The sequence below is a fragment of the Vreelandella sp. EE27 genome, assembly GCF_968206495.1.
On sequence record NZ_OZ309109.1, the window covers coordinates 353,709 to 374,895 of the forward strand.

Below are 21,187 nucleotides of genomic sequence, written 5' to 3' on the forward strand. Positions count from 1 at the left end.
GATCGCCTCGCTTGTCGTTTGGAACGCACGCACCGGAAATGAGCGAATGCTTTATATCACGGTGTGATATTATTTAGATTTAAGACGATCACGGGTATTTGTCAAGAGGAGAACGCAATGGCCGACGCGCCGCTATCCAAGCAGGACTTCCACAAGCTCTCCGACTTCCGCTATCAACTGCGCTGCTTTCTCAGGCAGAGCGAGGACATCTGCCGAGAACACGGACTGACGCCGCTGCAGTATCAGCTGCTGCTACACCTGATGGGGTTCGAGGGGCGCGAGTGGGCGAGCATCGGTGAGCTTGCCGAGCGGCTGCAGTCCAAGCACCACGCCGTGGTGATGCTGGTGGATCGCTGCGAACAGCTCGAGCTCGTCGAGCGCCGCCCCGGGCGAAGCGACGGTCGCCGTATGGAGGTCCACCTTCTGCCCAAGGGTGCGCAGCGTGTCGAAGCGATTGCCCGGCGCCACCAGCCGGAGCTTCGCCACTTGAACGAGAAGCTGGACCTGCCGGGGATCGCCGATCTGCTCTAGGAATGCGGGCCGGCATTTGAAGCTTCTGTCTCCCTCTTCTACTGTATTGAGTACATTCAAGAGACAGGGAGCTGTCATGCCGATCGTTAAAAATCTCGAAGACGTCACACCGACCATGATTCAGGATGCCGAGGCCGCCACGGACACCGGGCCGGATGCCAATCCGGGTGGGCATGAGCACACCAACAACCCGGTGGCGGACCTGGGGATGTCGCTTAAGCCCTTCATCGATCAGGGCATGTCGAGAAAGGAAGTGGCCGATCGTATCGGCGCCTCGACGGATCTGGTGGATCGCTGTATCAGCCACCCCATCGTCGCCCAGCTGGATGAAGGCACCGACGGGCGCTAACCGTCTGAGAAAAGGCCCTTAAGTCAGGCGTTTCAAGCCAGGGCCTTCGAGCAAAAAAACGGCCCCCGGGTGTATTGCATACCCGGGGGCCGTTTTGGGTCAGGCGGCTTCGAGCGGGCGCGCGGGGCCGAAGTGTTCGAAATGACGGCGGCTTTCCTCGATACCCAGCTCCGCCAGGGTAGTGTTCATCGCCGCCATGAAGCCTTGCGGGCCCACGAAGTAGCAGCGCGTGTCCAGGTTGGGCAAGTAGCGCGCCAACAGGTCGCGGTTTATGCGGCCCTGGTGGTCTGCCAGGTCGCCCCGCTCGTGGACGTTGACCACTTTGAGCTGCTCGGGATAGTTCTTGGCCAACGCCTGGATGTCGTCGCGAAAGGCCTGATGCTCGCCGTCGATGGCCGCGTGCATGTATACCACTTGGCGCCCCTGGGAGAGCGCGTGGCGCGCGATGGGCAGCATCGGCGTTTGGCCTACGCCGCCGCTTGCCAATAGGACCGGCTCGTCGCCCTGGGCCAGAGTAAGATCGCCGGCGGGGGGAAGAAGCTCCAGCGTATCGCCGGGTTTCAGCACGTCGTGGAAATGGCGGCTGACGCGGCCGTGCTCTTCGCGCTTGATGGAGATGCGGTAGCTCTTGCCGTTGGGCGAATCCGAAAGGCTGTAGTGGCGATACACCGGCTCGCCGTCGATCATCAGGCGCACGCCGACGTACTGGCCGGGTTCGAAGTCCGCCACCGGACCGCCATCCTCGGGTTCGAACACGAACGAGCGGATGACCGAGCTTTCCTGCTGGGTGCGCGCGATCTTGAAGCGACGCGTACCCCGCCAGCCGCCGGGGCGGCTTTCGAACTCGCGGTAGCGCTGGTCTTCCAGGTCGATCAAAAGCGCGGCCAGCTCGTTGTAGAGCGCGGTCCAAGCGTCGGCGATCTCGGGGGTCACGGCGTCGCCCAGCACCTCGCCGATGGTCTCCATCAAGCATTCGCCAACGATCGGATAGTGCTCGGGCAGGATACCCAGCGAGACGTGCTTGCTGACCACGATGTCCAACGCCGCCCGCGCTTGGGCGGGGTTGCTACGCAGCTGAACGTAGGCCAGTACCGAGGCGGCCAGCGCCCGCGGCTGGCTGCCGTTTTCCTGGTGTACCTGGTTGAAGAAGGTCTTGACCTCGGGGTAGCGCTTGAACATCAGCTGATAGAACTGCTGGGCGATGGTGTTGAGATGTTCGGCAACCACCGGCGCGGTGGCGCTAATCAGGGCTTCTTGTTCGTGACTGAGCATGGCGTTTTCCTTATAAGATGTATTTCATATGCATCTTATAAAGCGCGTTCTGAAAACACAATCTGAAAAAGGCGCCGCCAGTTGATCTCCGTCAAGGTTATGTTTTTCAGTCTCAAGCGTTGACAGTGGGAATGCGCATCAGCCCGGCAAGCTCCGGGTGGCGGTTGTCGAGTACGTCCGAGAGCGTGTAGCGGTCGAGTACGGCCAAAAAGGCGGCGAGCGCCTCGCCCAGTACGGACCTGAGCTGACACGAAGGGGTAATGACGCAGGTGTTGCCTCGCTGAAAGCACTCGACCAAGCCCATATCGTGCTCCATCTCGCGCACCAGCTCGCCCATTTTGATCGTTTTCGGGTCCCGCGCCAGCCATAACCCGCCGTTTTTACCCCGCATCGCCGTCACGTAGTTCTTCTGGCTCAACGCCTGGACCACCTTCATCAGGTGGTTGCGCGAGATCTCGAAGGTCTCGGCAATCTCACTGATCGTTGCGCGCTCTTCCCCTTTCACGGCGAGATAAATCAACACGCGAATGGAGTAGTCGGTGAATTGGGTAAGTTGCATGGAAGGTGCGGTGCTCCTGAGTGGGCCGTTCGCCGTTGGATCCAGACCATTATAAGAAGATTGAGGGCCGCGCGGCTAATCCCGGCTGACAAGGGCTCTATCACCTTGGAGGTAGACCGGCGGTATATGGAGGTAACCACGCAGTAATTCGCTTTTCAATCGCTCAGACTTGTCGCCATGGAGCCCGCCTGGCGGGCAGCGCCCATTTTCAAGGAGCCTGGAGAGCGACCATGAGTCACTTCATAGATCGGCTGAATTTCTTTCGCAAAGACCGCGACGCCTACGCCAACGGGCATGGCGAACTACGCAGCGAATCCCGCCAGTGGGAAGATAGCTACCGTTCGCGCTGGCAGCACGACAAGGTGGTGCGCAGCACCCACGGCGTCAACTGTACCGGCTCGTGCAGCTGGAAAATCTACGTCAAGAACGGCCTGGTGACCTGGGAGACCCAGCAGACCGACTACCCGCGTACCCGCCCGGACCTGCCCAACCACGAACCCCGCGGCTGCCCGCGCGGCGCCAGCTACTCCTGGTATTTGTACAGCGCCAACCGGCTGAAGTACCCGCTGGTGCGCAAGCCGCTGCTGGCGCTTTGGCGCGAGGCGCGCGACCAACACGCCGACCCGGTGGATGCCTGGGCCTCGATCGTCGAAGACCCGGCGAAAACGAAGCAGTACAAAAGCGCTCGGGGCATGGGCGGCTTCGTGCGCGGCGAGTGGGAGGAGATGAACGAGATCGTCGCGGCCTCCAACGTCTATACCGCGAAAACCTTTGGGCCCGATCGCATCATCGGCTTCTCGCCGATCCCCGCCATGTCGATGGTGAGCTACGCCGCGGGCAGCCGCTATCTGTCGCTGATCGGCGGCGTGTGCATGAGCTTCTACGACTGGTACTGCGATCTACCCCCGGCCTCCCCCATGACCTGGGGCGAGCAGACCGACGTACCCGAGTCCGCCGACTGGTACAACTCGAGCTACATCATTGCCTGGGGCTCCAACGTGCCGCAAACCCGCACGCCGGATGCGCACTTTTTCACCGAGGTGCGCTACAAGGGCACCAAGACCGTCTCGATCACCCCGGACTACGCGGAAGTCTCCAAGCTCACCGATGAGTGGCTCTCGGCCAAGCAGGGCACCGACGCCGCCCTGGCGATGGCCATGGGCCACGTCATCTTGAAGGAGTTCCACCTCGAGAACCCCAGCGCCTACTTCACCGACTACGTGCGCCGCTATACCGACATGCCGTTTCTGGTCGAGCTCGAGCCCCGCGCCGACGGAAGCTTTGCGCCGGGCCGCCAGCTACGCGCCAGCGATTTCGACGCCGCGCTGGGTCAGGAGAACAACCCGGAGTGGAAAACCGTCGCCTGGGACGAAACCCGCGACCAGCTCGTCGTGCCCCGCGGCTCTATCGGCTTTCGGTGGGGTGAAACCGGCGACAACGTCGGCAAGTGGAACCTCGAGCCGCTGGACGCCGAAGGCGTCGAGATCAAGCCTCTACTGAGCCTAGTGAGCCATCACGACAGCGTGGCGCGGGTGGCTTTCCCTTACTTTGGAGGGATCGAGCACGAGCACTTTGCCCACGTGAAAGGCGAGGGCGCTGGTGCCGCCGACGATCTGCTGTTCCACCATCTGCCCGCCAAGCGTTTGAAGCGTGCCGACGGTAGCGAGATGTTGGCGGTCACGGTGTTCGATCTGATGTGCGCCAACTACGGTATCGACCGCGGCCTGGCCGCCGACGGCGAAGACGATGGCGCCACCGATTACGCGCAGATCCGCCCGTACACCCCGGCCTGGCAGGAGAAGATCACCGGCGTATCGGCTTCGCAGTGTACCCGTATCGCTCGGGAGTTCGCCGACAACGCCCACAAGACCCAGGGGCGCAGCATGATCATCGTGGGGGCCGGTATGAACCACTGGTACCACATGGACATGAACTACCGCGGCCTGATCAACATGCTGATCCTGTGCGGCTGTATCGGTCAAAGCGGCGGCGGCTGGGCCCACTACGTGGGCCAGGAAAAGCTACGCCCGCAGACCGGCTGGACCCCGCTTGCCTTTGGCCTGGACTGGCAGCGCCCGCCGCGGCACATGAACTCCACCTCGTTTTTCTACAACCACTCCTCCCAGTGGCGCTACGAAAAGCTGGAGATCAAGGAGATTCTCTCGCCGCTGGCCAGGGCCGAGGAGTACCCGGGCAGTTTGATCGACTTCAACGTACGCTCCGAGCGCATGGGCTGGCTGCCCTCGGCGCCGCAATTGGGCGCCAACCCGCTGCGCTTGAAAGCTCAGGCCGAGGCCGCGGGCATGTCCACCGCCGACTTCGCCGTCGACCAGCTCAAAAGCGGCAAGCTTCGCTTCGCGGCAGAAGACCCGGACGCCCCGGAAAACTTCCCGCGCAACATGTTCATCTGGCGCTCCAACCTGCTGGGAAGCTCCGGCAAGGGCCACGAGTACATGCTCAAGTACCTGCTGGGCACCCGCCACGGCATTCAGGGCAAGGACCTGGGCGATTTCGGCGGCCAGAAACCCGAGGAAGTGGTTTGGCGCGACGACGCCCCGGAAGGCAAGCTGGACCTGCTGGTCACCCTCGATTTTCGCATGTCCACCACCTGTCTTTATTCGGACATCGTGCTGCCGACGGCGACCTGGTACGAGAAGGACGACCTCAACACCTCCGACATGCACCCCTTCATTCACCCGCTGACCGCCGCGACCGATCCCGCCTGGGAGTCCCGCAGCGACTGGGAGATCTACAAGGGCATCGCCAAGGTGTTTTCCAGGGTCTGCGAAGGTCACTTGGGCGAGGAGACCGATCTGGTCACGCTGCCCATGCAGCACGACTCCCCCGGCGAGCTTGCCCAGCCCGAGGTACTCGATTGGAAAAAAGGCGAGTGCGAGGCGATTCCCGGCAAGACCATGCCGTCACTCATCGAGGTGAAACGTAACTACCCGGAAACCTACGAGCGCTTCACCTCGGTTGGGCCGCTTTTGGAAAGCATCGGCAACGGCGGCAAGGGCATTGCCTGGAAAACCGAGGCCGAGGTCGAGCTTTTGGGCAAGCTCAACCACCGCAAAACCGAAGGCCCCCACGCCGGGCGCCCGCGTATCGACACCGCCATCGACGCCGCGGAAATGATCCTGACCCTGGCGCCGGAAACCAACGGTGAGGTGTCCGTGAAGGCCTGGCAGGCGCTCTCCAATATTACCGGGCGTGACCATACCCACTTGGCCACCTCCAAGCACGAGGAGAAGATTCGCTTTCGCGATATCGTCGCGCAGCCGCGCAAGATCATCTCGAGCCCCACCTGGTCGGGCCTGGAGGACGAGCACGTCTCCTACAACGCGGGCTATACCAACGTCCACGAACTGATTCCCTGGCGCACCGTCAGCGGCCGTCAGCAGTTCTATCAGGACCACGCCTGGATGCGCGCCTTCGGCGAGAGCCTTTTGGTCTACCGTCCGCCCATCGATACCAAAGCGGCCAAAGGCTTCATTCTGCCGGCGGACAACGGCTTCAAGAGCAAGGCGTTCAACTTCATTACCCCGCACCAGAAGTGGGGCATTCACTCCACCTACTCCGATAACCTGTTGATGCTGACCCTCAACCGCGGCGGGCCCGTGGTGTGGCTCTCCGAGAGCGACGCAGCGGATATCGGGATCGAGGATAACGACTGGCTCGAGGTGTACAACGCCAACGGCTCCATCGCGGCCCGCGCCGTGGTGAGCCAGCGGGTCAAGGACGGCACGGTGATGATGTATCACGCCCAGGAGCGCCAGGTGAACGTGCCCGGCTCCGAAGTCTCCGGTACCCGGGGCGGTATCCATAACTCGGTGACCCGCGTCTGCCCCAAGCCGACCCACATGATCGGTGGCTACGCCCAGCTCTCCTACAGCTTCAACTACTACGGCACGGTCGGCTCCAACCGCGACGAGTTCGTGCTGGTGCGCAAGATGCACCACGTCGACTGGCTGGATGGCGAGGGCAACGACAGCGTCCAGGAGCCCGGTCGTCAGCCTAAAGACGCGCAGAACAGCGACGCGCAAAACGACGATAAGCAAAACAACCGTTCACAGGAGGCCGTGAAATGAAGATTCGCTCCCAGGTCGGCATGGTCTTGAACCTCGACAAGTGCATCGGCTGCCACACCTGCTCGGTGACGTGCAAAAACGTCTGGACCAGCCGCGAAGGCATGGAGTACGCCTGGTTCAATAACGTCGAAACCAAGCCCGGCATTGGTTATCCCAAGGAGTGGGAGAACCAGAACAAATGGAAGGGCGGCTGGCTGCGGCGTGCCAATGGCAGCATCGAGCCGCGTATCGGCGGCAAGTGGCGGGTGTTGGCGAATATCTTCGCCAACCCGGACCTGCCCGCCATCGACGACTACTACGAGCCGTTCACCTTCGACTACCAGCACCTGCATACCGCCAAAGTCGGTAAGCACCAGCCGGTGGCCCGCCCGCGCTCGCTGATCTCCGGCAAGCGCATGAAGAAAATCGAGTGGGGCCCCAACTGGGAAGAGATCCTGGGTACCGAGTTCGCCAAGCGGCGCAAGGACGCCAACTTCGATAACGTGCAGGCGGATATCTACGGCCAGTTCGAAAACACCTTCATGATGTACCTGCCGCGCCTGTGCGAGCACTGCCTGAACCCTACCTGCGTGGCCTCTTGCCCCAGCGGGGCGATCTACAAGCGCGAAGAGGACGGCATCGTGCTGATCGACCAGGACAAGTGCCGCGGCTGGCGGATGTGTATCTCCGGCTGCCCGTACAAAAAGATCTACTACAACTGGAAAAGCGGCAAGTCCGAGAAGTGCATCTTCTGCTACCCGCGCATCGAGTCCGGCCAGCCGACGATCTGCTCCGAAACCTGCGTGGGCCGTATCCGCTACCTGGGCGTGCTGCTTTACGACGCCGACCGCATCGAAGAGGTCGCCGCCTCCGCTGACGAGCGCGATTTGTATCATCGCCAGCGCGAGATATTTCTCGACCCTCACGACCCGGAGGTGATCGCCCAGGCCAAGCGCGACGGCGTGGAAGACAACGTCATCAAGGCAGCGCAAGCGTCGCCGGTCTACAAGATGGCCATCGACTGGGGGCTGGCGCTGCCGCTGCACCCGGAGTACCGCACGCTGCCCATGGTTTGGTACGTGCCGCCGCTCTCGCCGATTCAGTCCGCCTTTGATTCAGGGCACATCGAGTTCGACGGCGTGCTGCCCAAAATCGAGTCGCTGCGCATTCCCGTGCAGTACCTGGCCAACATGCTGACCGCCGGCGAAGAGGCTCCGGTGGTGCTGGCCCTCAAGCGCCTGATGGCAATGCGCCTTTACATGCGCGGCAAGCACGTAGAGGGCGAGTTGAACGACGACGTGCTCGAGGCGGTGGGGCTGACCCGCGGCCAGGTGGAAGAGATGTACCGCTACCTGGCCATCGCCAACTACGAGGACCGCTTCGTGATTCCTACCAGCCACCGGGAAATGGCGGTGGATGCCTTCCCCGAACGGGGTGGCTGCGGCTTCACCTTCGGCGATGGCTGCCACGGCGAGAGCCAACCCAACCTGTTCAACGGCCGCAAGCAGACCAGTGTGCTGGTCGAGCCGGTCGGCGTTTTCGAGCCACAATCCGAGGAGGTGCGTCATGACTAATGTGGCCCCAAAAGCGCTTGGCGCCGAGGCTTTACCCACCGAGGAGCACGGCATGCGCACGCTGCGGGTTTTGGCCCGCTTGCTGGACTACCCCAGTGCGGCGCTTCAACAAGCGTGTGGCGAAATGGTCGAGATCATCGAGGCCGAGCCGCGCCTGGACGGCGCCATGAAGGCGTCGCTCACCGGGTGGTGTCAGCGCCTACAGGCGTACGACCTGCTCGAACTGCAGGCGGAGTATGTCGCCTTGTTCGATAAAGGGCGCGCCACCTCGCTGTTGCTCTTCGAGCACGTGCACGGCGAGTCCCGGGATCGCGGCCAGGCCATGGTGGACCTGCTGGCCGAGTATCGCGCCGCCGGCTTCGAGCTCGACGCCCGGGAGCTTCCGGACCACCTGCCGGTGTTTCTGGAGTATCTGTCGTTTTGCAGCCCGGCGGATATCGGCCGCTGGCTGGGCGAGATCCGCCATATTCTGGCGCTTTTGACCGCGCGGCTCGAAGAGCGCGAGGCCGACCACGCCCTGGTGCCGCTAACGCTTCTGGCGTTGATCGGCGCGCAGGACGACGTTGCCGCCCACCGCCCCCAGGTACAAAAGGAGGCGCCGGACCATACCCCCGAAGCGCTGGATGCGGTGTGGGAGGAGGAGGCGGTGCGCTTCTCCGCCAAATCCGACGAAGACTGCGCCCTGCAATCCGCCGAAGGCCGCCGCCTGGCCGAGCGCAAGCACGCCGTACAGCCGCAGACGGTGCGCATCATGCCTGGCAATGCCGGCTCGTCTTCCCCGTCCGCCGGTCGTTAAAGGAGAAAGATCATGTTCGATGCCATCGCGCACTACTTCACCCATCTGATCTACGGCTACTACCCGTATCTGGCCGGCACGGTGTTTCTGATCGGCAGCCTGGTCCGCTTCGACCATGGCCAGTACACCTGGAAAACCGGCTCCAGCCAGATGCTCTCTCCCGGCACTATGCGCCTGGGGAGCAATCTGTTTCACATCGGCATCATCGTTATTTTCTTTGGCCATTTGTTCGGCATGCTCACCCCGCACTGGGTGTATGAGCCCTTCATCGCCGCGCATAACAAGCAGCTGCTTGCCATCGTAGTGGGCGGCATTGCCGGGGCCATGTGCCTTGCCGGCGGGGGCATACTGCTGTATCGCCGCCTGTTCAATCTGCGCGTACGCCAATCCTCCAGCCTGATGGACACCCTGGTACTGGCGATTCTGGTGGTGCAGGCGGGCCTTGGCATGGTCACCATCCTCTTCTCGCTGGGTCATATGGACGGCGAAATGATGCTCACGCTCTCCAGCTGGGCCCAGGCCATCGTCTTCTTCGGCGGTGGTGCGGCGGACTACATGCAGGAAGTCCCCTGGATCTACCGGATGCATATCTTCCTGGGGCTGACCATCATTTTGCTATTCCCCTTCACTCGTCTGGTGCACGTGTGGAGCGCGCCCTTTGGCTACGTTACTCGGCGCTACCAGCTGGTTCGCCGCCGCGGTTAATCCTTCAATCAAGCCAACGAGACAACGGTGATCCAGATGCAGGCAACTGATTTTCAAAAGATCGATATAGAGCAGCTCCCCGGCAGCGCCGTGGCCCCGGTGATTCGCGTAGGCGGTGTCGTGATCGACGAGGAAGCCATCGCCCGGGAAATGCAGCACCACCCGGCGGCCACCGCCGGAGAGGCGCAGCGCCAGGCGGCGCGGGCGCTGGTGGTTCAGGCGCTTCTACGCCAGCGCGCCGTCGAGCTGGGGCTTTTGGCGGATGGCGATGAGCCATCCGGCGCCGAGCAGGAGGCAGCGATCACGGCCCTTTTAGAGCAGGAACTTCAGGTGCCGGAACCCTCCCAGGAGGACGCGCGGCGCTTTTTCGAGATGCACCAGCAGCGCTTCAACGAACCCGCGCAGATCCACGTTCGCCATGTGTTGCTGGCCGCCGCCCCGGACGACGCGGCCGGGCGCGACGCGGCGTACCGGCAAGGCGAATCGCTGATCGAGACACTTAAGACGATGTCCGAGCGCTTCGATGAATTCGCCGCGCGTTACTCCGCCTGCCCCTCCAAAGAGAGCGGCGGCGACCTGGGCTGGCTGGTGCCCGGCCAGACCGTGGCGGAGCTCGACCGGGCGCTACAGCATCTGCCCGTAGGGCTTCACGCGCGCCCACTCGCCTCGCGCTACGGCTGGCACGTGGTCAGCATCGATGAGCGGGTAGAAGGGCGCGAGGCCGTGTTCGAACACGTGGCCGATAGAGTTCGCCATCACCTGCGCGAGCAGACCTCGCGGCGGGCGCTTCGCCACTATCTGTTGGCCCTGGAGAGCGAGTTCGGCGTCGAAGGCTTTGCGCTGGACGACGACGCCAGCGGCTCCTTGATGCAGTAAGCAGGAGGCACTCATGTCGCATACCCCGTTCGATGCTCGGTTCATCCCGCTCAACTGTGTGGTTCTGACCGTGTCCGATACCCGCGGGCCGGACCGGGACGGCAGCGGCGATCTGCTCGCCGAGCGCCTGACCGCGCAGGGCCACGTGCTGGTCGAGCGGCGTATCCTGGTGGACGATATCTACCAGATTCGCGCCGCGGTCTCGGCCTGGATCGCCGAGCCCGAGATCCACGTGGTGCTGGTCAACGGCGGCACCGGCTTCACCGCGCGGGACACCACCCCCGAGGCGCTGACGCCGCTGTTCGACAAGGCCATCGAAGGCTACGGCGAGCTCTTTCGCCACTATTCACTTCAGACGATCGGCACGGCCACGATCCAGTCCCGCGCCGTGGCGGGGCTTGCCAACCAGACGCTGCTGTTCACCATGCCAGGCTCCCCCAAAGCCTGCGCGCTGGCCTGGGATAAGATCATCGCGCTGCAGCTCGATGCGCGCACCCGGCCCTGCAACTTCGCCACCATGATCTTCCCCACCGCGCCGCTTTGCGGCAGCCGCCGGCACGCGGTGGCCTCGAACGACCCGGAGGGCCTATGAGCTGCCCCTGCGGCGAGCTCGAACACCGCCCCCTCGTGCCGCTTTTCGAGGCCCGGCAGCGGCTGGTCGACGCCGCGACGCCGATTAACGCCACCGAGCGTGTCGCCCTTGCCCACGCCCAGGGCCGCGTGTTGGCCGAGGCCGTCACCGCGCCGGTGGACCTGCCCGGCGTGGACAACAGCGCCATGGACGGCTTTGCCCTGCGCCTGGCGGACTACGCCGCCAACGGCGAAGGACTGCCCGTGCTGCTGCGCGTGCCGGCCGGGGCGGGTGTCCTGCACCTGCCCGAAGGCGGCTGCGCGCGCATCTTTACCGGTGCGCCGCTGCCGCTGGGCGCCGATACCGTCGTGGCCCAGGAGCGCACCTGGCTGGATGCCCGGGGCTGCCTTCATCTGGATGAAGCACCGACGCTAGGCGCCAACATTCGCCGGCAAGGGGAAGAAACGCGCACCGGCGCGCCGCTTCTCGAGGCGGGCGATACGCTAGACGCGTCGGCCATCGCCCTACTTGCAAGCCACGGCGTCAACGCGGTGAGCGTGTATCGCCGCCTGCGCGTTGCGCTGCTCTCCACCGGCGACGAGTTGATCGAACCGGGAGCGGCACGCGCGTCGGGGCAGGTGTTCGACAGCAACCGCGCCATGCTTAACGCACTGCTGGTAAAAGCACAGTGCGAGGTGATCGACGTCGGGATCATCGCCGATGACCCCGAGGCGCTATATCGCGCCTTGCAAGCGGCCACAACGTCGGCGGATGTAGTGCTTTGTAGCGGCGGGGCCTCGGTGGGGGAGGAGGATCACGTGCGCTCGGTGATCCAGCGGCTGGGACGCATCGACTTCCACGGCGTCGCCGTCAAACCCGGTAAACCCTTCGCTTTCGCCACGCTTGGAAGCGGCGAGGCGACCACGCCGCTGATCGCGCTGCCGGGTAATCCTGTCGCCTCGCTGGTGGGCTGGCACTGGCTGGCGCTGGCCTTCATTCACGCGCGGCAAGGCCGGCGCACGGCGCCGCTTCAGCGCTACCGGGTAAAAGCCGGCTTCGACAAACGCGGGCCCAAGGGGCGCTGTGAGCTATTACGGGTGGCGCTGACCTGGCAGGGCGACACGCCGGTGGCCCGGCTGGCCGGTGGGCAGGGCTCGCATAGGCTCAGCGCCGCAAGCCAGGCCGATGGCTACCTGATGGTCGAGCCGGATACCGATGTGGCCGCCGGGGGCGACTACCTTTTTTATCCGCTCTCCCCGTTCGATGGATAAAAGACGCCTGGGCCTTGCCTTCATGGCCCCGCGCTTTGTCACGCTTCGCTCGCCGAGCCAACAAAGCGGTAGGCACGACTCGCCCGCCCCGCTGCAAGTATTCGCTTGCGGCGGGGGCGGGTTTTGTGTGTTATTGACCTTTACTTGCGAATGTTTCCAAGCGTTTAAACGCGCTTGTCCAAGGCAGGCGTCGGCCGCGCGCCTGCATTAATGTATAGGTTTGGTGGGCCTGCTCAGGGGTAATAAGCTGGTAGCGGATAAGTTCTTCAACGACCCAAATGGTGCCACGAACATCGATGGCCTCAGTCAGAGCAGTCGTTCTCAGCGCTTTGTCACCCGTGAGGAGGGGGCAATTTTCTTGACGTGCAAGCGCGAGCGCAAAGCAATCATTGCGACTGGGCCCGAGGGAATTTTGCATGATGCGCTGGGCATAAGTCAGCGTTTCAGGTGATAGCTCTCGTTGTGAAAGTCCCATCGAAAGCAAGTAACCATGTTGCTCTTCAAGTTCTTCTGCATAAAGAATATCGGGTACTTGAAAGTCATAGGGAAGAAGGAACAACGTGGCGATCAGCTCACCTTCTTCCAGGTCAATCAGGATATTGGTATCACTGATGAGTAGCTGTTGCATTCAATGGCTCCAGCTTGCGCTCCTTATGAAAGCGCATCAGTGAGATGCCGAGTAGCTCAGCTGCTTTTGATTCGCTGATGATTTTTTCGCCTAACGCTCGATAAACCAACTGCTGGAACGTTAGCGTCGTTTCCCTTGGATAATCAGCGCCCGGCTCTTTTTTGTGCCATCCATTCTTGGAAAACGTTATCGAAAGCTGGCGGTAGTAATGACTGTCGATAATCGTAAGGTCTAGCGCGCGAAAGGCGCATGCCCGCATGCTAATCCCGTACTGCATTTTGAGCAGATAGAGCTCTTTGGGCTCGAGATGGCGGCGTTTCTCACCCAAGTGCTGGTAAACCCGGGTGTCGGGTAGCAAGAATGCCCCGGCAAAACGGTTACAGGCCTTTTCTTCATCAAGGTGATCGCCCAGCCGCCCGTGAAGTAGCAAGTGGCCTAGTTCATGAGCCAGCGTAAAGCGCTGTCGATCCCCCGGCCAATTGGAAGAGACAACGATCACGGGCTTATTGGCAACCTTAGCCTGTAGGCCATCGAATTTGGTTTCTACATCTACGTTGGTGGTAATGACGAGGATGCCACGAGATTCGAAAGTATCGATCAAGTCATGTATCGGGTTGGTACCTAGCGCCCAGTTAGCGCGCAGTACATTAGCCGCATTTTCAACTTCATCCAGCGACTCAAAATGCTTGGAGAAAGCCTCAGGAATAACAAAATCAGCAAGTGGAGAATTAGGCCATAAATTCTCGAGTTCGGCCCATCGCTCGGCCTGGTCTAAAACATCAGCAGATATCTTATCGAGGAGTTTTTTAGGTGTTTTGGCGCGTTTGCGGTATTCCACGCCCGTTAACTCTACTTTCATCGGGCGAAAGAAGTATTCGCTGCGAACGCCAAGTGATTTCGCCAGCTTAATGAGCACGCCTGACCCTGGCATGCTTTCATCGTGCTCATATTTTTTGATCATGTTGGCACTGACGCCAACATGCTGGGCCAATACCTGCATCGAGAGACCCGCTGCAGCGCGGGCACGCTTAACACGTTCTCCAATCATGGCGACCTCTATGCGAACGGCATACGTTGGTTTATAAAAAGTACAATATGGTGAAAATTTTAAACCGAAATAGGCGGTGTGTCTAAACTATATGCGCGTGTTCAGGTTGGCTCTGGGGTCAAAATGCGGCCAACGAAGGCGAGTTTTGATTCTACAAGGCGCCGAGATAGGCATTTTTTGGCGCGCATCTTGAAACGAAGCCGCCTCGCAAGCGTTGAAAAGTCGACTATGCCTTAACGACCAATGGGCCGTTATACGATTGCCCGATTATTGATTTGGACATAGAGTGCATGCTGACTTCGAGCCGCTCAGGATCCAGGACATGATGCATGCCAACGACTATCTCCGCCCGCTAACGCTTGTGCTAGCCATTGGCAGTTGGGCGCTTTGCTCATCGGCATCGGCGCAGTGGGAGGGCACGCTGGGCGCCGGTGCAATCTACACCCCGGACTACCTGGGCAGTGACGACTACGAGTGGAACCCCTTCCCGGTGGTGGAAGCGACCTATGACGACACGCTGTTCTTGAGCATTCGAGAGGGGATCGGCTGGAACGTCATCAATCAGGGTAACTTGAAGGTGGCGCCTTTTATCGGCTACACCTTCGGCCGCGACGATACCGGCGACCTGAGGCATTTCGAAGAGGTCGACGGTGGCGCAACGGCGGGGCTACGCGTTAGCTACCGCGGTGCTGGCTGGCGCTACACCGGGTCGGCGGAAACACCCTTTACCGGCGATATCGACGGCTACCGCCTCGCCTTCAAGGCCCAGCATGTCACGCGCTTGAGCGAACGCACCGTGATGACCTTCGGTCCGGAACTGGCCTATACCAGCGACAAATGGACCGACGCCCTGTTTAGTGTCTCGCCCGCCGATAGCGCGCGCTCCGGCATCGTGGCTTTCGAGTCCGACGATGGTGCCTTCACGCTAGGTGCCAATGCATCGCTTAGTTACTACCTGACGGAGCAGTGGTCGGTCACCGGCCTGCTGGGCGTTTCGAAGCTCACCGGCGACGCCAGCGACAGCCCGATCGTCGACGATGTAGGCAACGACGTGCAGTGGCGCACCGGCGCGTTCATCAACTACCACTTCTAGAAAGCGTACGCTGACGCCCTGGTGAGCCGCGAGCTAGCCACTTTCAGAACCCGACCCGCCGCCCTCAAACAGCGAAAGCTGCTGACGGTGGGCGGGTTTTGTCGTTTTACGCCGGGCGCTGGGGCGGCGTTGGCTGGCCAGGCGCGCTATCAGTTCCTGGCTAATGGCTTTAGCTTCCGGGGTGTGGCTTGCCTCATAAATCAGCGTTTTCCAGTGGCGGGCCTCGGCCTCGAAGTCAAACGGTAGCGGGTAGTGCTCGCCGAGGATAAACCCGTAACGCTCGCGAAGGCTTTGGGGCAGCGCCCAGGGCTTGGCGCGCCACTCGACGGGTAACACGGTGAGTTCTGGCACCCAGCGGGCGACGAACTCGCCGTCGGGGTCGTTCTCCTCGGCCTGCTTGACCGGGTTATAGATACGCAGGGCATTGAAGCCGGTCGACCCGGACTGCATCTGAATCTGAGGGTAGTGAATGCCGGGCTCGAAGTCGGTAAAGAGCCTGGCCAGGTGGCGGCCCGGCTCCAGCCAGTGAAGCCCCAGGCCGAAGGTGGCAAACGAGATCAGCATGGCGCGCATGCGAAAGTTGATCCAGCCGGTATCCAGCAAGCAGCGCATGCAGGCATCCACCAGCGGCACGCCGGTTTGGCCCCGCTTCCAGGCGTGCAGCCGCGGGTGGTCCGGGTCGCGCTCGCGCAGCCCCTTGAGCGCCGGGTGCAGGGTTTGGTCTTCGATACTCGGCGCGCTTTCCAGCTTCTGAATAAAGTGGCAGTGCCAGTGAAGGCGCGAAGCCAAAGCCCTGAGCGAGCGCGCCCAGCGAGTCTCTTCCGCGTGCTTTTCGCGCTGGTGGCGAAGCGAGCGCACCACTTCACGCATCGAAAGCGTGCCCCAGGCCAGGTGCGGCGAAAGCCGCGAGCCGAACGCCCAGGCAAGCAGAGGCTTGGAAATCGAGCCGCGGTAGCGCTCGCCGCGCTGAGTAATGAAGCTGTACCAGAGCGCGCGCCCGGCGTGGCGGCCCCCGGTCTGGCGGCCGGGGCAGGGCGTTTTATCCTTGCCAAGCGAAAGACCCGCCAGCGCATCCACCGAAAGATGATGAAACGCCTCCCAGCCGGGGGCGGCACGGGCATTCTGCGGGGCCTGGAAGGGCGGCGCCTGCATCAGCGCTTCCCACTGCGCCTCCCAGCCGGTTTGGTCAGCGCGGCTTTTCAACCCGCGCACCACGCCCACCTGGCGCGCTTCCAGCCATTCGGTATTGTGCGCCTTGCACCACGCTTTTACCTCGCGGTCGCGCTGGTAGCTCCAGGCGTTGCCGGTCTCTTCGTGGGAATGGAGTGTGATGGTGGCGTAATGCGCCTTCAAGGCATTTAGCAGCGCGATAATATCACCCTGCCAGAGACACAGCGGCAGGCCACGCGCGTCCAAAGCGTTTGAAAGATCCACCAGCGACTCTGCGGCGAACTGCCAGTGGCGCAGGGCGCTGTCCGGCGCCTGCCACTGGCCGGGTTCGATGGCAAACACGGGCAGCACCGGGCCCGCCACGCAGGCAAGGCTGAGCGGGGCGTGATCGTGAATGCGCAGATCGCGCTTGAACCAAACCACCTGGATGCCGGTCTTTGCCATACTGCCTCCCAAGGCTATCCGCGCCTGATCCGTGACGTTACCATCGAGTGACGTCACATCACCATTTTCCAAGGAGTAAGCCCATGTACATCGCCATGAACCGTTTTCGTATCGCCCCGGGCCGGGAAGAGGATTTCCTGGACGTGTGGCGCAACCGCGACTCCCACCTTAACGAAGTACCGGGCTTCAAGGAGTTTCAAATGCTTCAGGGCGAAAGCCAGGACGACCACACCGTGTTTATCTCCCACAGCGTGTGGGAGTCCGAGGACGCCTTCCGCGCCTGGACGCAATCCGAGGCGTTTCGCAAGGCGCACGCAGGCGCCAAGTCGCCGGAAGGGATCTATCTGGGGCCGCCGAAGTTTGAAGGGTATGAGGTGGTGCTGTAACGCTTGCCTTTGAAATCACGTATTTGATGCTGCCGCTTTCGAGCGGCAGTGTTGTTTGGGCCTAGCTGAAAAGTCCGCAAGCGCAGGCCTGCGACCTTTGGACGACGGGTGCTTTCGAATTTACGCGTGACCGAAGGTAAATTTGTGAATAAGGTATGATTGAATCGAGCAAAACGAGCGGGCACGCGAAGAGGGGATAGGCAGCCTGAAAATTGGGACACACTATATTTATCAGTAGGTTATGATTTTTGCGTTGGCCACCTCAACAAATGTGTCGGCACGTTTATTGAGGTTATGTGGCTGGGCGTATAATCACTGTTGGGTCAATAATAGATCAGTACAAGGAAGGTTAATGGAAGCATTTGAACATAAGGACGTACAGCTATGCGCATATATCTTATCACAGGCCAAAACCCCTGATGACGCATTAATTGCATGGTCAAGTTTACAAGCGCAGCACCCAGATTTAGTGGGTATTGTTTGCTTGGATTCCTACAGGCGCAGTGCGCTCCCACCGTCAGTCAAGAAGTACACTAACCCCCCCCTGAATTATCTTGTCCCTTATTTTGAGTCTGAACATATCTACTTCCTTGAGGATGACCTATTAAGAGCTATGTTTAGCTCAAGTGAGGTGAAGTTTGGTATTGACTATACCTTGATGCTTGATACCAATATTGTCTCTTATATAAATAAGTTGGTTCGAGGCGAGCCGCTCGGAGAAATGCAAAATAAAATCATTCCTTTGATTGATGGGATTCTACATGATGATCTTAACTTCGACTCATTGTTTTATATGGTTGAGAACGTAAAGAGCGTCATCAATATTATTAGCAACGAACAAAGTTCAAAAATATCGTTTTGGAAATCCCTTGATAAAGATTTTAGATCCAATTTAGTAAGTCTACAGATATTTAGAAGCATCGATTGTAAGGAATATAAGAGAACGTCAAATCCTAAGCCTATATTCACGTACCGTAATGCCGCTCGTAGAGCTATAAATTTCGCTTACGATTTTTACGCATCTGAAAAGGGCAAGGAGCATATCCTAGACTTTGTTCTAGTCCAAAGACTGATTTTGTTGCAGTTAATCGGAATGGTGAAAATTCAGCTTTCATCAAATAAAAATGCAAAAAATAAAATGGCCGACTACTTTGATTATATTCACGAAGTAGTCGGAGCTTACTTTGATAGGGAGTCAATCATTGCACATAAATACTTCTTGAATAGGAATAGTATTGGAATCCTGAATAAAATACAGAAAGGTATGCCTATGTCGGGGCTCCTCAAGAAGCTTGATAATATTGCATGGGACATGGCCGCACCTAGATTTATGGAGAAACTAATTACTTCTATGACCGAGGCTAGCGATGGTCGATACTTTATACCGATGTTTGTATCTTTTGATAACAAGCTGCGTGATCTTCTATCTTTGTTTCCAGTGAAGGGAGTTATTTACAGCAAATCGGAAGGCGATCTGATCCCTCTGCCTAAAATAAATACAATGGATTATTTTCAATCCCATGGGTGTGGAGACGACCTAGAGCACTTATACAGTGATCCCGTGAGAACAGAAAGAATGTCCAGACCAAAGCCAACAAGACTAAGTGTTCATAGGTGCATTAAACGTGAATACAGGGAGCTACTGGGGGTAATCAGTCCTAACAAGAAAATGCAGCCGACGCAAAAAGCGCGCGGCTGATTTGAGCGTTGAGGTTTTAGAAGAACCCCGCTGACGGCCAGGTTTTGGTAGGATCGAGGAAGCAGACGAGGAGTGGTCAGCATGCCGCGCTTCAAGGCTTATAACTACGATCAGAACGCCATGGTGGTGATCAACTACCAGAATCAGCTCCAGCCAGGCACCTTTGAACACGCGGTGCACTACCTGATCGAGCGCAAGCTCGATTTTTCCGGACAACGATAAGCGGACAATGGCAAGATCCGAGTGTACTTCGAAGGCATTTCGCGCTATCCACGAAATTGACCTGCATTAGCAGAATCATCACGATGCACGTTTGAAGTCTCACATGAAGTTACGAGTGACAGAAAATGGCGAAACCCAATAAAAAGGGCCCGACCAAAACCATCGATATTTTTTGTAAGAACTGCGGTGCCCAGCTGTTCAAATATCGCAAAGGAGGCAAGGGGGAGCTGGTGAAATGTTTCAAAGAACGCATTGTGGAAGACTTCACCGCCTTGGCTTGTATATGCCCGCAATGCGAAAAAGCGTTCGCACGCGAGACTTTGGTGCGCGGCACGCCAGCGTATAAATTTATCGGTGGAAAAGTGTGGTTTAAATAACGCTTCAATTCTTGAGCCTGTTGGCTCAGTGGCTACTTTTCGCTCTGGACGAGCAAAGACGGCCAGCAGAAAGCGGGTAACAGCGACGTAGAACAGCGCTGGTTCATCGGGGCTCACGCCAATGTAGGCGGCGGCTATGGCACCGACGACACGCTGGCCGACCTATCGCTGAGCTGAATGGTAGCCAAAGCGCAAAAGGCAGGCCTAAAAGTGGACCCTTCGATGTTGCTGAGCACGGCTGGAACATGACACCTAGGGATCCGTGTTCTAAGAACCTCTACACCAGATCCAAACGCCTTGGAAAGACAACGGACGGTCGTTTGTACCGGCAATATTCGCACGACATGCAGGGCCTGCCTGCGGTGAATATGTCAGTCGATGCGAGTGTATGGAAGCGCTGGGCCGATACCACGTATGAGTACCGGCCACGTACCTTGATTGATGCCCACCTTCCCCCTCCCGAGGAGTAGGCTAGGCGGGCACTTTTGATTGGCATAGGCAGCCTTCACTTCAGCACATTATGACCACCAAGCTAGCCGATTCCATCACTTCGTGGGACCAAACACCTGGATTCATGGTGTTGGATATGCGGGATGGCAACTTAAAAATTATTTTAGGCACCAATTCAAACGTTAAGTATTAAAGGAGATAAACGTTGCTGGACGAAGTGATAGAATATGGCCCCATAGTTCTTCGGTTCGACAAGAAAATTGTGCCCCAAAAGGTTGGCCAACTGGTGCCCTTCTATCGCTACTGCATTCATGCAGGCTCACAACAAGTGGGTCATATTTCTTTGAAAGACGGGAATACAGAGCACATTTTGAAATACGCTGGACATATCGGCTATGGCGTCCATGAAAAATTTAGAGGGAACCGTTATTCTTATTTCGCTTGCATGGCACTAAAGAAGCAGGCATTCGATATGTATGGCGAATTAATTTTGACTGCGGAAGATGATAATAAGGCGTCTATCCGGGTCATCGAGCTCCTTGGCGCAGAGTATTTAGAGACGCTAGCCGTTCCGAAAACCGATCCAGCTTATAAAAGTGGCGGTCGTTTAAGAAGAAGGTACAAATGGAGTGTTTAGCTTGTTGCTTGCATCGGCTATCTGGAACCATCAAACCTAATCTATCGCTGGAATCGTTAACCCGAAGCGCTGCCACTGATTGCGGCGCGTAGCCAGCACGTCACTCTGCTACAGGGTGCGCTATGGTAACCAGCCCCTATAGAAGCATCGCCATGAACCGTTTTCGTATCGCCCTTGGCCGAGAAGAGGATTTCCTGAAGGTGTGGCGTAACCGCGACTCACACCTTGACGAGTTACCCGGTTTCAAGGAGTTCAAGATGCTCCAGGGCGACAAGCAGGACGACCACACCGTATTCATCTCTCACAGCGTTTGAGAGTCTGAAGACGCCTTCCGCGCTTGGACCCAGTCCGAAGCCTTCCGCAAGGCCCACGCCAACGCCAAGTCCCCGGAAGGTATCTACCTTGGCCCGCCAAAGTTCGAGGGGTATGAAGTGGTGCTTTAACGCTTCGCTTTTCAACCAG

General features: G+C 59.3%; 19 protein-coding genes and 3 pseudogenes. 17 read left to right on the top strand and 5 right to left on the bottom strand.

Annotation, left to right across the window (positions count from 1 at the left end):
* Positions 1-117: 117 nt before the first annotated feature.
* Together ACWHVV_RS01725 and ACWHVV_RS01730 are read left to right on the top strand one after the other, a co-directional pair.
* Complete coding sequence (locus ACWHVV_RS01725) at positions 118-531, top strand: MarR family winged helix-turn-helix transcriptional regulator (RefSeq protein ID WP_447527552.1); 414 nt, start codon at positions 118-120, stop codon at positions 529-531.
* Between the two features lie 76 nt (positions 532-607).
* On the top strand, positions 608-880 hold the full coding sequence (locus ACWHVV_RS01730) for a hypothetical protein (RefSeq protein ID WP_447927795.1): 273 nt from the start codon (positions 608-610) through the stop codon (positions 878-880).
* A 99-nt stretch (positions 881-979) separates the two neighbouring features.
* Here the strand turns inward: ACWHVV_RS01730 and hmpA are convergent, their stop codons facing one another.
* Entirely contained in the window at positions 980-2,152 is a 1,173-nt protein-coding gene (hmpA, locus tag ACWHVV_RS01735; protein ID WP_447927796.1) for an NO-inducible flavohemoprotein, read from the bottom strand.
* A 112-nt stretch (positions 2,153-2,264) separates the two neighbouring features.
* The gene (locus tag ACWHVV_RS01740) at positions 2,265-2,711 is read right to left on the bottom strand and encodes an Rrf2 family transcriptional regulator (RefSeq protein WP_447927797.1); all 447 of its coding nucleotides are present in this window, start codon (positions 2,709-2,711) and stop codon (positions 2,265-2,267) included.
* Between the two features lie 230 nt (positions 2,712-2,941).
* Between ACWHVV_RS01740 and ACWHVV_RS01745 the strand changes: the two genes are divergently transcribed.
* From ACWHVV_RS01745 to ACWHVV_RS01775, 7 genes are read left to right on the top strand one after another with little or no spacing between them, the layout of a single operon-like run.
* Positions 2,942-6,799, top strand: coding sequence for a nitrate reductase subunit alpha (locus ACWHVV_RS01745; protein ID WP_447927798.1), 3,858 nt, complete (start codon positions 2,942-2,944; stop codon positions 6,797-6,799).
* Positions 6,796-8,352 (top strand): nitrate reductase subunit beta, encoded by a 1,557-nt coding sequence (narH, locus tag ACWHVV_RS01750; RefSeq protein ID WP_447927799.1) that lies wholly within the window; start codon positions 6,796-6,798, stop codon positions 8,350-8,352. The genes ACWHVV_RS01745 and narH overlap by 4 nt, the downstream gene beginning before the upstream one ends.
* A complete protein-coding gene (gene narJ / locus ACWHVV_RS01755) occupies positions 8,345-9,148 on the top strand; it encodes a nitrate reductase molybdenum cofactor assembly chaperone (RefSeq protein WP_447927800.1) in 804 nt (267 codons plus the stop codon). Before narH ends, narJ begins: the two co-directional genes overlap by 8 nt.
* 12 nt (positions 9,149-9,160) lie before the next feature.
* The gene (narI, locus tag ACWHVV_RS01760; protein WP_447927801.1) at positions 9,161-9,853 is read left to right on the top strand and encodes a respiratory nitrate reductase subunit gamma; all 693 of its coding nucleotides are present in this window, start codon (positions 9,161-9,163) and stop codon (positions 9,851-9,853) included.
* Positions 9,854-9,889: 36 nt separating this feature from the next.
* Complete coding sequence (locus ACWHVV_RS01765) at positions 9,890-10,729, top strand: peptidylprolyl isomerase (protein WP_447927802.1); 840 nt, start codon at positions 9,890-9,892, stop codon at positions 10,727-10,729.
* A gap of 13 nt (positions 10,730-10,742) precedes the next feature.
* Positions 10,743-11,321, top strand: coding sequence for a molybdenum cofactor biosynthesis protein B (gene moaB / locus ACWHVV_RS01770; RefSeq protein WP_447927803.1), 579 nt, complete (start codon positions 10,743-10,745; stop codon positions 11,319-11,321).
* A complete protein-coding gene (locus tag ACWHVV_RS01775; RefSeq protein WP_447927804.1) occupies positions 11,318-12,571 on the top strand; it encodes a molybdopterin molybdotransferase MoeA in 1,254 nt (417 codons plus the stop codon). The genes moaB and ACWHVV_RS01775 overlap by 4 nt, the downstream gene beginning before the upstream one ends.
* Positions 12,572-12,701: 130 nt before the next feature.
* Here the strand turns inward: ACWHVV_RS01775 and ACWHVV_RS01780 are convergent, their stop codons facing one another.
* Positions 12,702-13,199, bottom strand: a complete 498-nt coding sequence (locus ACWHVV_RS01780) for a PIN domain-containing protein (protein WP_447927805.1) — start codon at positions 13,197-13,199, stop codon at positions 12,702-12,704.
* On the bottom strand, positions 13,177-14,247 hold the full coding sequence (locus ACWHVV_RS01785; RefSeq protein WP_447927806.1) for a helix-turn-helix domain-containing protein: 1,071 nt from the start codon (positions 14,245-14,247) through the stop codon (positions 13,177-13,179). The genes ACWHVV_RS01780 and ACWHVV_RS01785 overlap by 23 nt, the downstream gene beginning before the upstream one ends.
* 322 nt (positions 14,248-14,569) lie before the next feature.
* Between ACWHVV_RS01785 and ACWHVV_RS01790 the strand changes: the two genes are divergently transcribed.
* A complete protein-coding gene (locus ACWHVV_RS01790) occupies positions 14,570-15,340 on the top strand; it encodes a MipA/OmpV family protein (protein ID WP_447927807.1) in 771 nt (256 codons plus the stop codon).
* 33 nt (positions 15,341-15,373) lie between these two features.
* Here the strand turns inward: ACWHVV_RS01790 and ACWHVV_RS01795 are convergent, their stop codons facing one another.
* Positions 15,374-16,954 carry an FAD-binding domain-containing protein gene (locus ACWHVV_RS01795; RefSeq protein WP_447927808.1) on the bottom strand — a complete coding sequence of 527 codons (1,581 nt, stop codon included), beginning with the start codon at positions 16,952-16,954 and terminating at the stop codon, positions 15,374-15,376.
* Between the two features lie 83 nt (positions 16,955-17,037).
* Between ACWHVV_RS01795 and ACWHVV_RS01800 the strand changes: the two genes are divergently transcribed.
* The 7 genes and pseudogenes from ACWHVV_RS01800 to ACWHVV_RS01830 all read left to right on the top strand — a co-directional run bounded on the left by ACWHVV_RS01800 (position 17,038) and on the right by ACWHVV_RS01830 (position 21,168).
* Complete coding sequence (locus ACWHVV_RS01800; RefSeq protein WP_447927809.1) at positions 17,038-17,340, top strand: antibiotic biosynthesis monooxygenase family protein; 303 nt, start codon at positions 17,038-17,040, stop codon at positions 17,338-17,340.
* Between the two features lie 352 nt (positions 17,341-17,692).
* Positions 17,693-19,039: a hypothetical protein gene (locus ACWHVV_RS01805; RefSeq protein ID WP_447927810.1), complete on the top strand. Its 1,347-nt coding sequence runs from the start codon at positions 17,693-17,695 to the stop codon at positions 19,037-19,039.
* Between the two features lie 81 nt (positions 19,040-19,120).
* Positions 19,121-19,249: pseudogene (locus ACWHVV_RS01810) on the top strand (transposase); the annotation flags it as partial.
* A 137-nt stretch (positions 19,250-19,386) separates the two neighbouring features.
* Positions 19,387-19,638, top strand: a complete 252-nt coding sequence (locus tag ACWHVV_RS01815) for a hypothetical protein (RefSeq protein WP_447927811.1) — start codon at positions 19,387-19,389, stop codon at positions 19,636-19,638.
* A gap of 54 nt (positions 19,639-19,692) precedes the next feature.
* Positions 19,693-19,815 (top strand): annotated as a pseudogene (locus ACWHVV_RS01820) (phospholipase effector Tle1 domain-containing protein); the annotation flags it as partial.
* Between the two features lie 478 nt (positions 19,816-20,293).
* Positions 20,294-20,725, top strand: coding sequence for a GNAT family N-acetyltransferase (locus tag ACWHVV_RS01825; protein WP_447927812.1), 432 nt, complete (start codon positions 20,294-20,296; stop codon positions 20,723-20,725).
* A gap of 122 nt (positions 20,726-20,847) precedes the next feature.
* Positions 20,848-21,168 (top strand): annotated as a pseudogene (locus tag ACWHVV_RS01830) (antibiotic biosynthesis monooxygenase family protein).
* Positions 21,169-21,187 lie beyond the last annotated feature (19 nt).

What these genes read in the sequence shown, in the direction of transcription:
- ACWHVV_RS01725 (WP_447527552.1), top strand. Translation starts at nt 118, where the DNA reads ATGGCCGACGCGCCGCTATCCAAGCAGGACTTCCACAAGCTCTCCGAC.
- ACWHVV_RS01730 (WP_447927795.1), top strand. Translation starts at nt 608, where the DNA reads ATGCCGATCGTTAAAAATCTCGAAGACGTCACACCGACCATGATTCAG.
- hmpA (WP_447927796.1), bottom strand. Translation starts at nt 2,152, where the DNA reads ATGCTCAGTCACGAACAAGAAGCCCTGATTAGCGCCACCGCGCCGGTG.
- ACWHVV_RS01740 (WP_447927797.1), bottom strand. Translation starts at nt 2,711, where the DNA reads ATGCAACTTACCCAATTCACCGACTACTCCATTCGCGTGTTGATTTAT.
- ACWHVV_RS01745 (WP_447927798.1), top strand. Translation starts at nt 2,942, where the DNA reads ATGAGTCACTTCATAGATCGGCTGAATTTCTTTCGCAAAGACCGCGAC.
- narH (WP_447927799.1), top strand. Translation starts at nt 6,796, where the DNA reads ATGAAGATTCGCTCCCAGGTCGGCATGGTCTTGAACCTCGACAAGTGC.
- narJ (WP_447927800.1), top strand. Translation starts at nt 8,345, where the DNA reads ATGACTAATGTGGCCCCAAAAGCGCTTGGCGCCGAGGCTTTACCCACC.
- narI (WP_447927801.1), top strand. Translation starts at nt 9,161, where the DNA reads ATGTTCGATGCCATCGCGCACTACTTCACCCATCTGATCTACGGCTAC.
- ACWHVV_RS01765 (WP_447927802.1), top strand. Translation starts at nt 9,890, where the DNA reads ATGCAGGCAACTGATTTTCAAAAGATCGATATAGAGCAGCTCCCCGGC.
- moaB (WP_447927803.1), top strand. Translation starts at nt 10,743, where the DNA reads ATGTCGCATACCCCGTTCGATGCTCGGTTCATCCCGCTCAACTGTGTG.
- ACWHVV_RS01775 (WP_447927804.1), top strand. Translation starts at nt 11,318, where the DNA reads ATGAGCTGCCCCTGCGGCGAGCTCGAACACCGCCCCCTCGTGCCGCTT.
- ACWHVV_RS01780 (WP_447927805.1), bottom strand. Translation starts at nt 13,199, where the DNA reads ATGCAACAGCTACTCATCAGTGATACCAATATCCTGATTGACCTGGAA.
- ACWHVV_RS01785 (WP_447927806.1), bottom strand. Translation starts at nt 14,247, where the DNA reads ATGATTGGAGAACGTGTTAAGCGTGCCCGCGCTGCAGCGGGTCTCTCG.
- ACWHVV_RS01790 (WP_447927807.1), top strand. Translation starts at nt 14,570, where the DNA reads ATGATGCATGCCAACGACTATCTCCGCCCGCTAACGCTTGTGCTAGCC.
- ACWHVV_RS01795 (WP_447927808.1), bottom strand. Translation starts at nt 16,954, where the DNA reads ATGGCAAAGACCGGCATCCAGGTGGTTTGGTTCAAGCGCGATCTGCGC.
- ACWHVV_RS01800 (WP_447927809.1), top strand. Translation starts at nt 17,038, where the DNA reads ATGTACATCGCCATGAACCGTTTTCGTATCGCCCCGGGCCGGGAAGAG.
- ACWHVV_RS01805 (WP_447927810.1), top strand. Translation starts at nt 17,693, where the DNA reads ATGGAAGCATTTGAACATAAGGACGTACAGCTATGCGCATATATCTTA.
- ACWHVV_RS01815 (WP_447927811.1), top strand. Translation starts at nt 19,387, where the DNA reads ATGGCGAAACCCAATAAAAAGGGCCCGACCAAAACCATCGATATTTTT.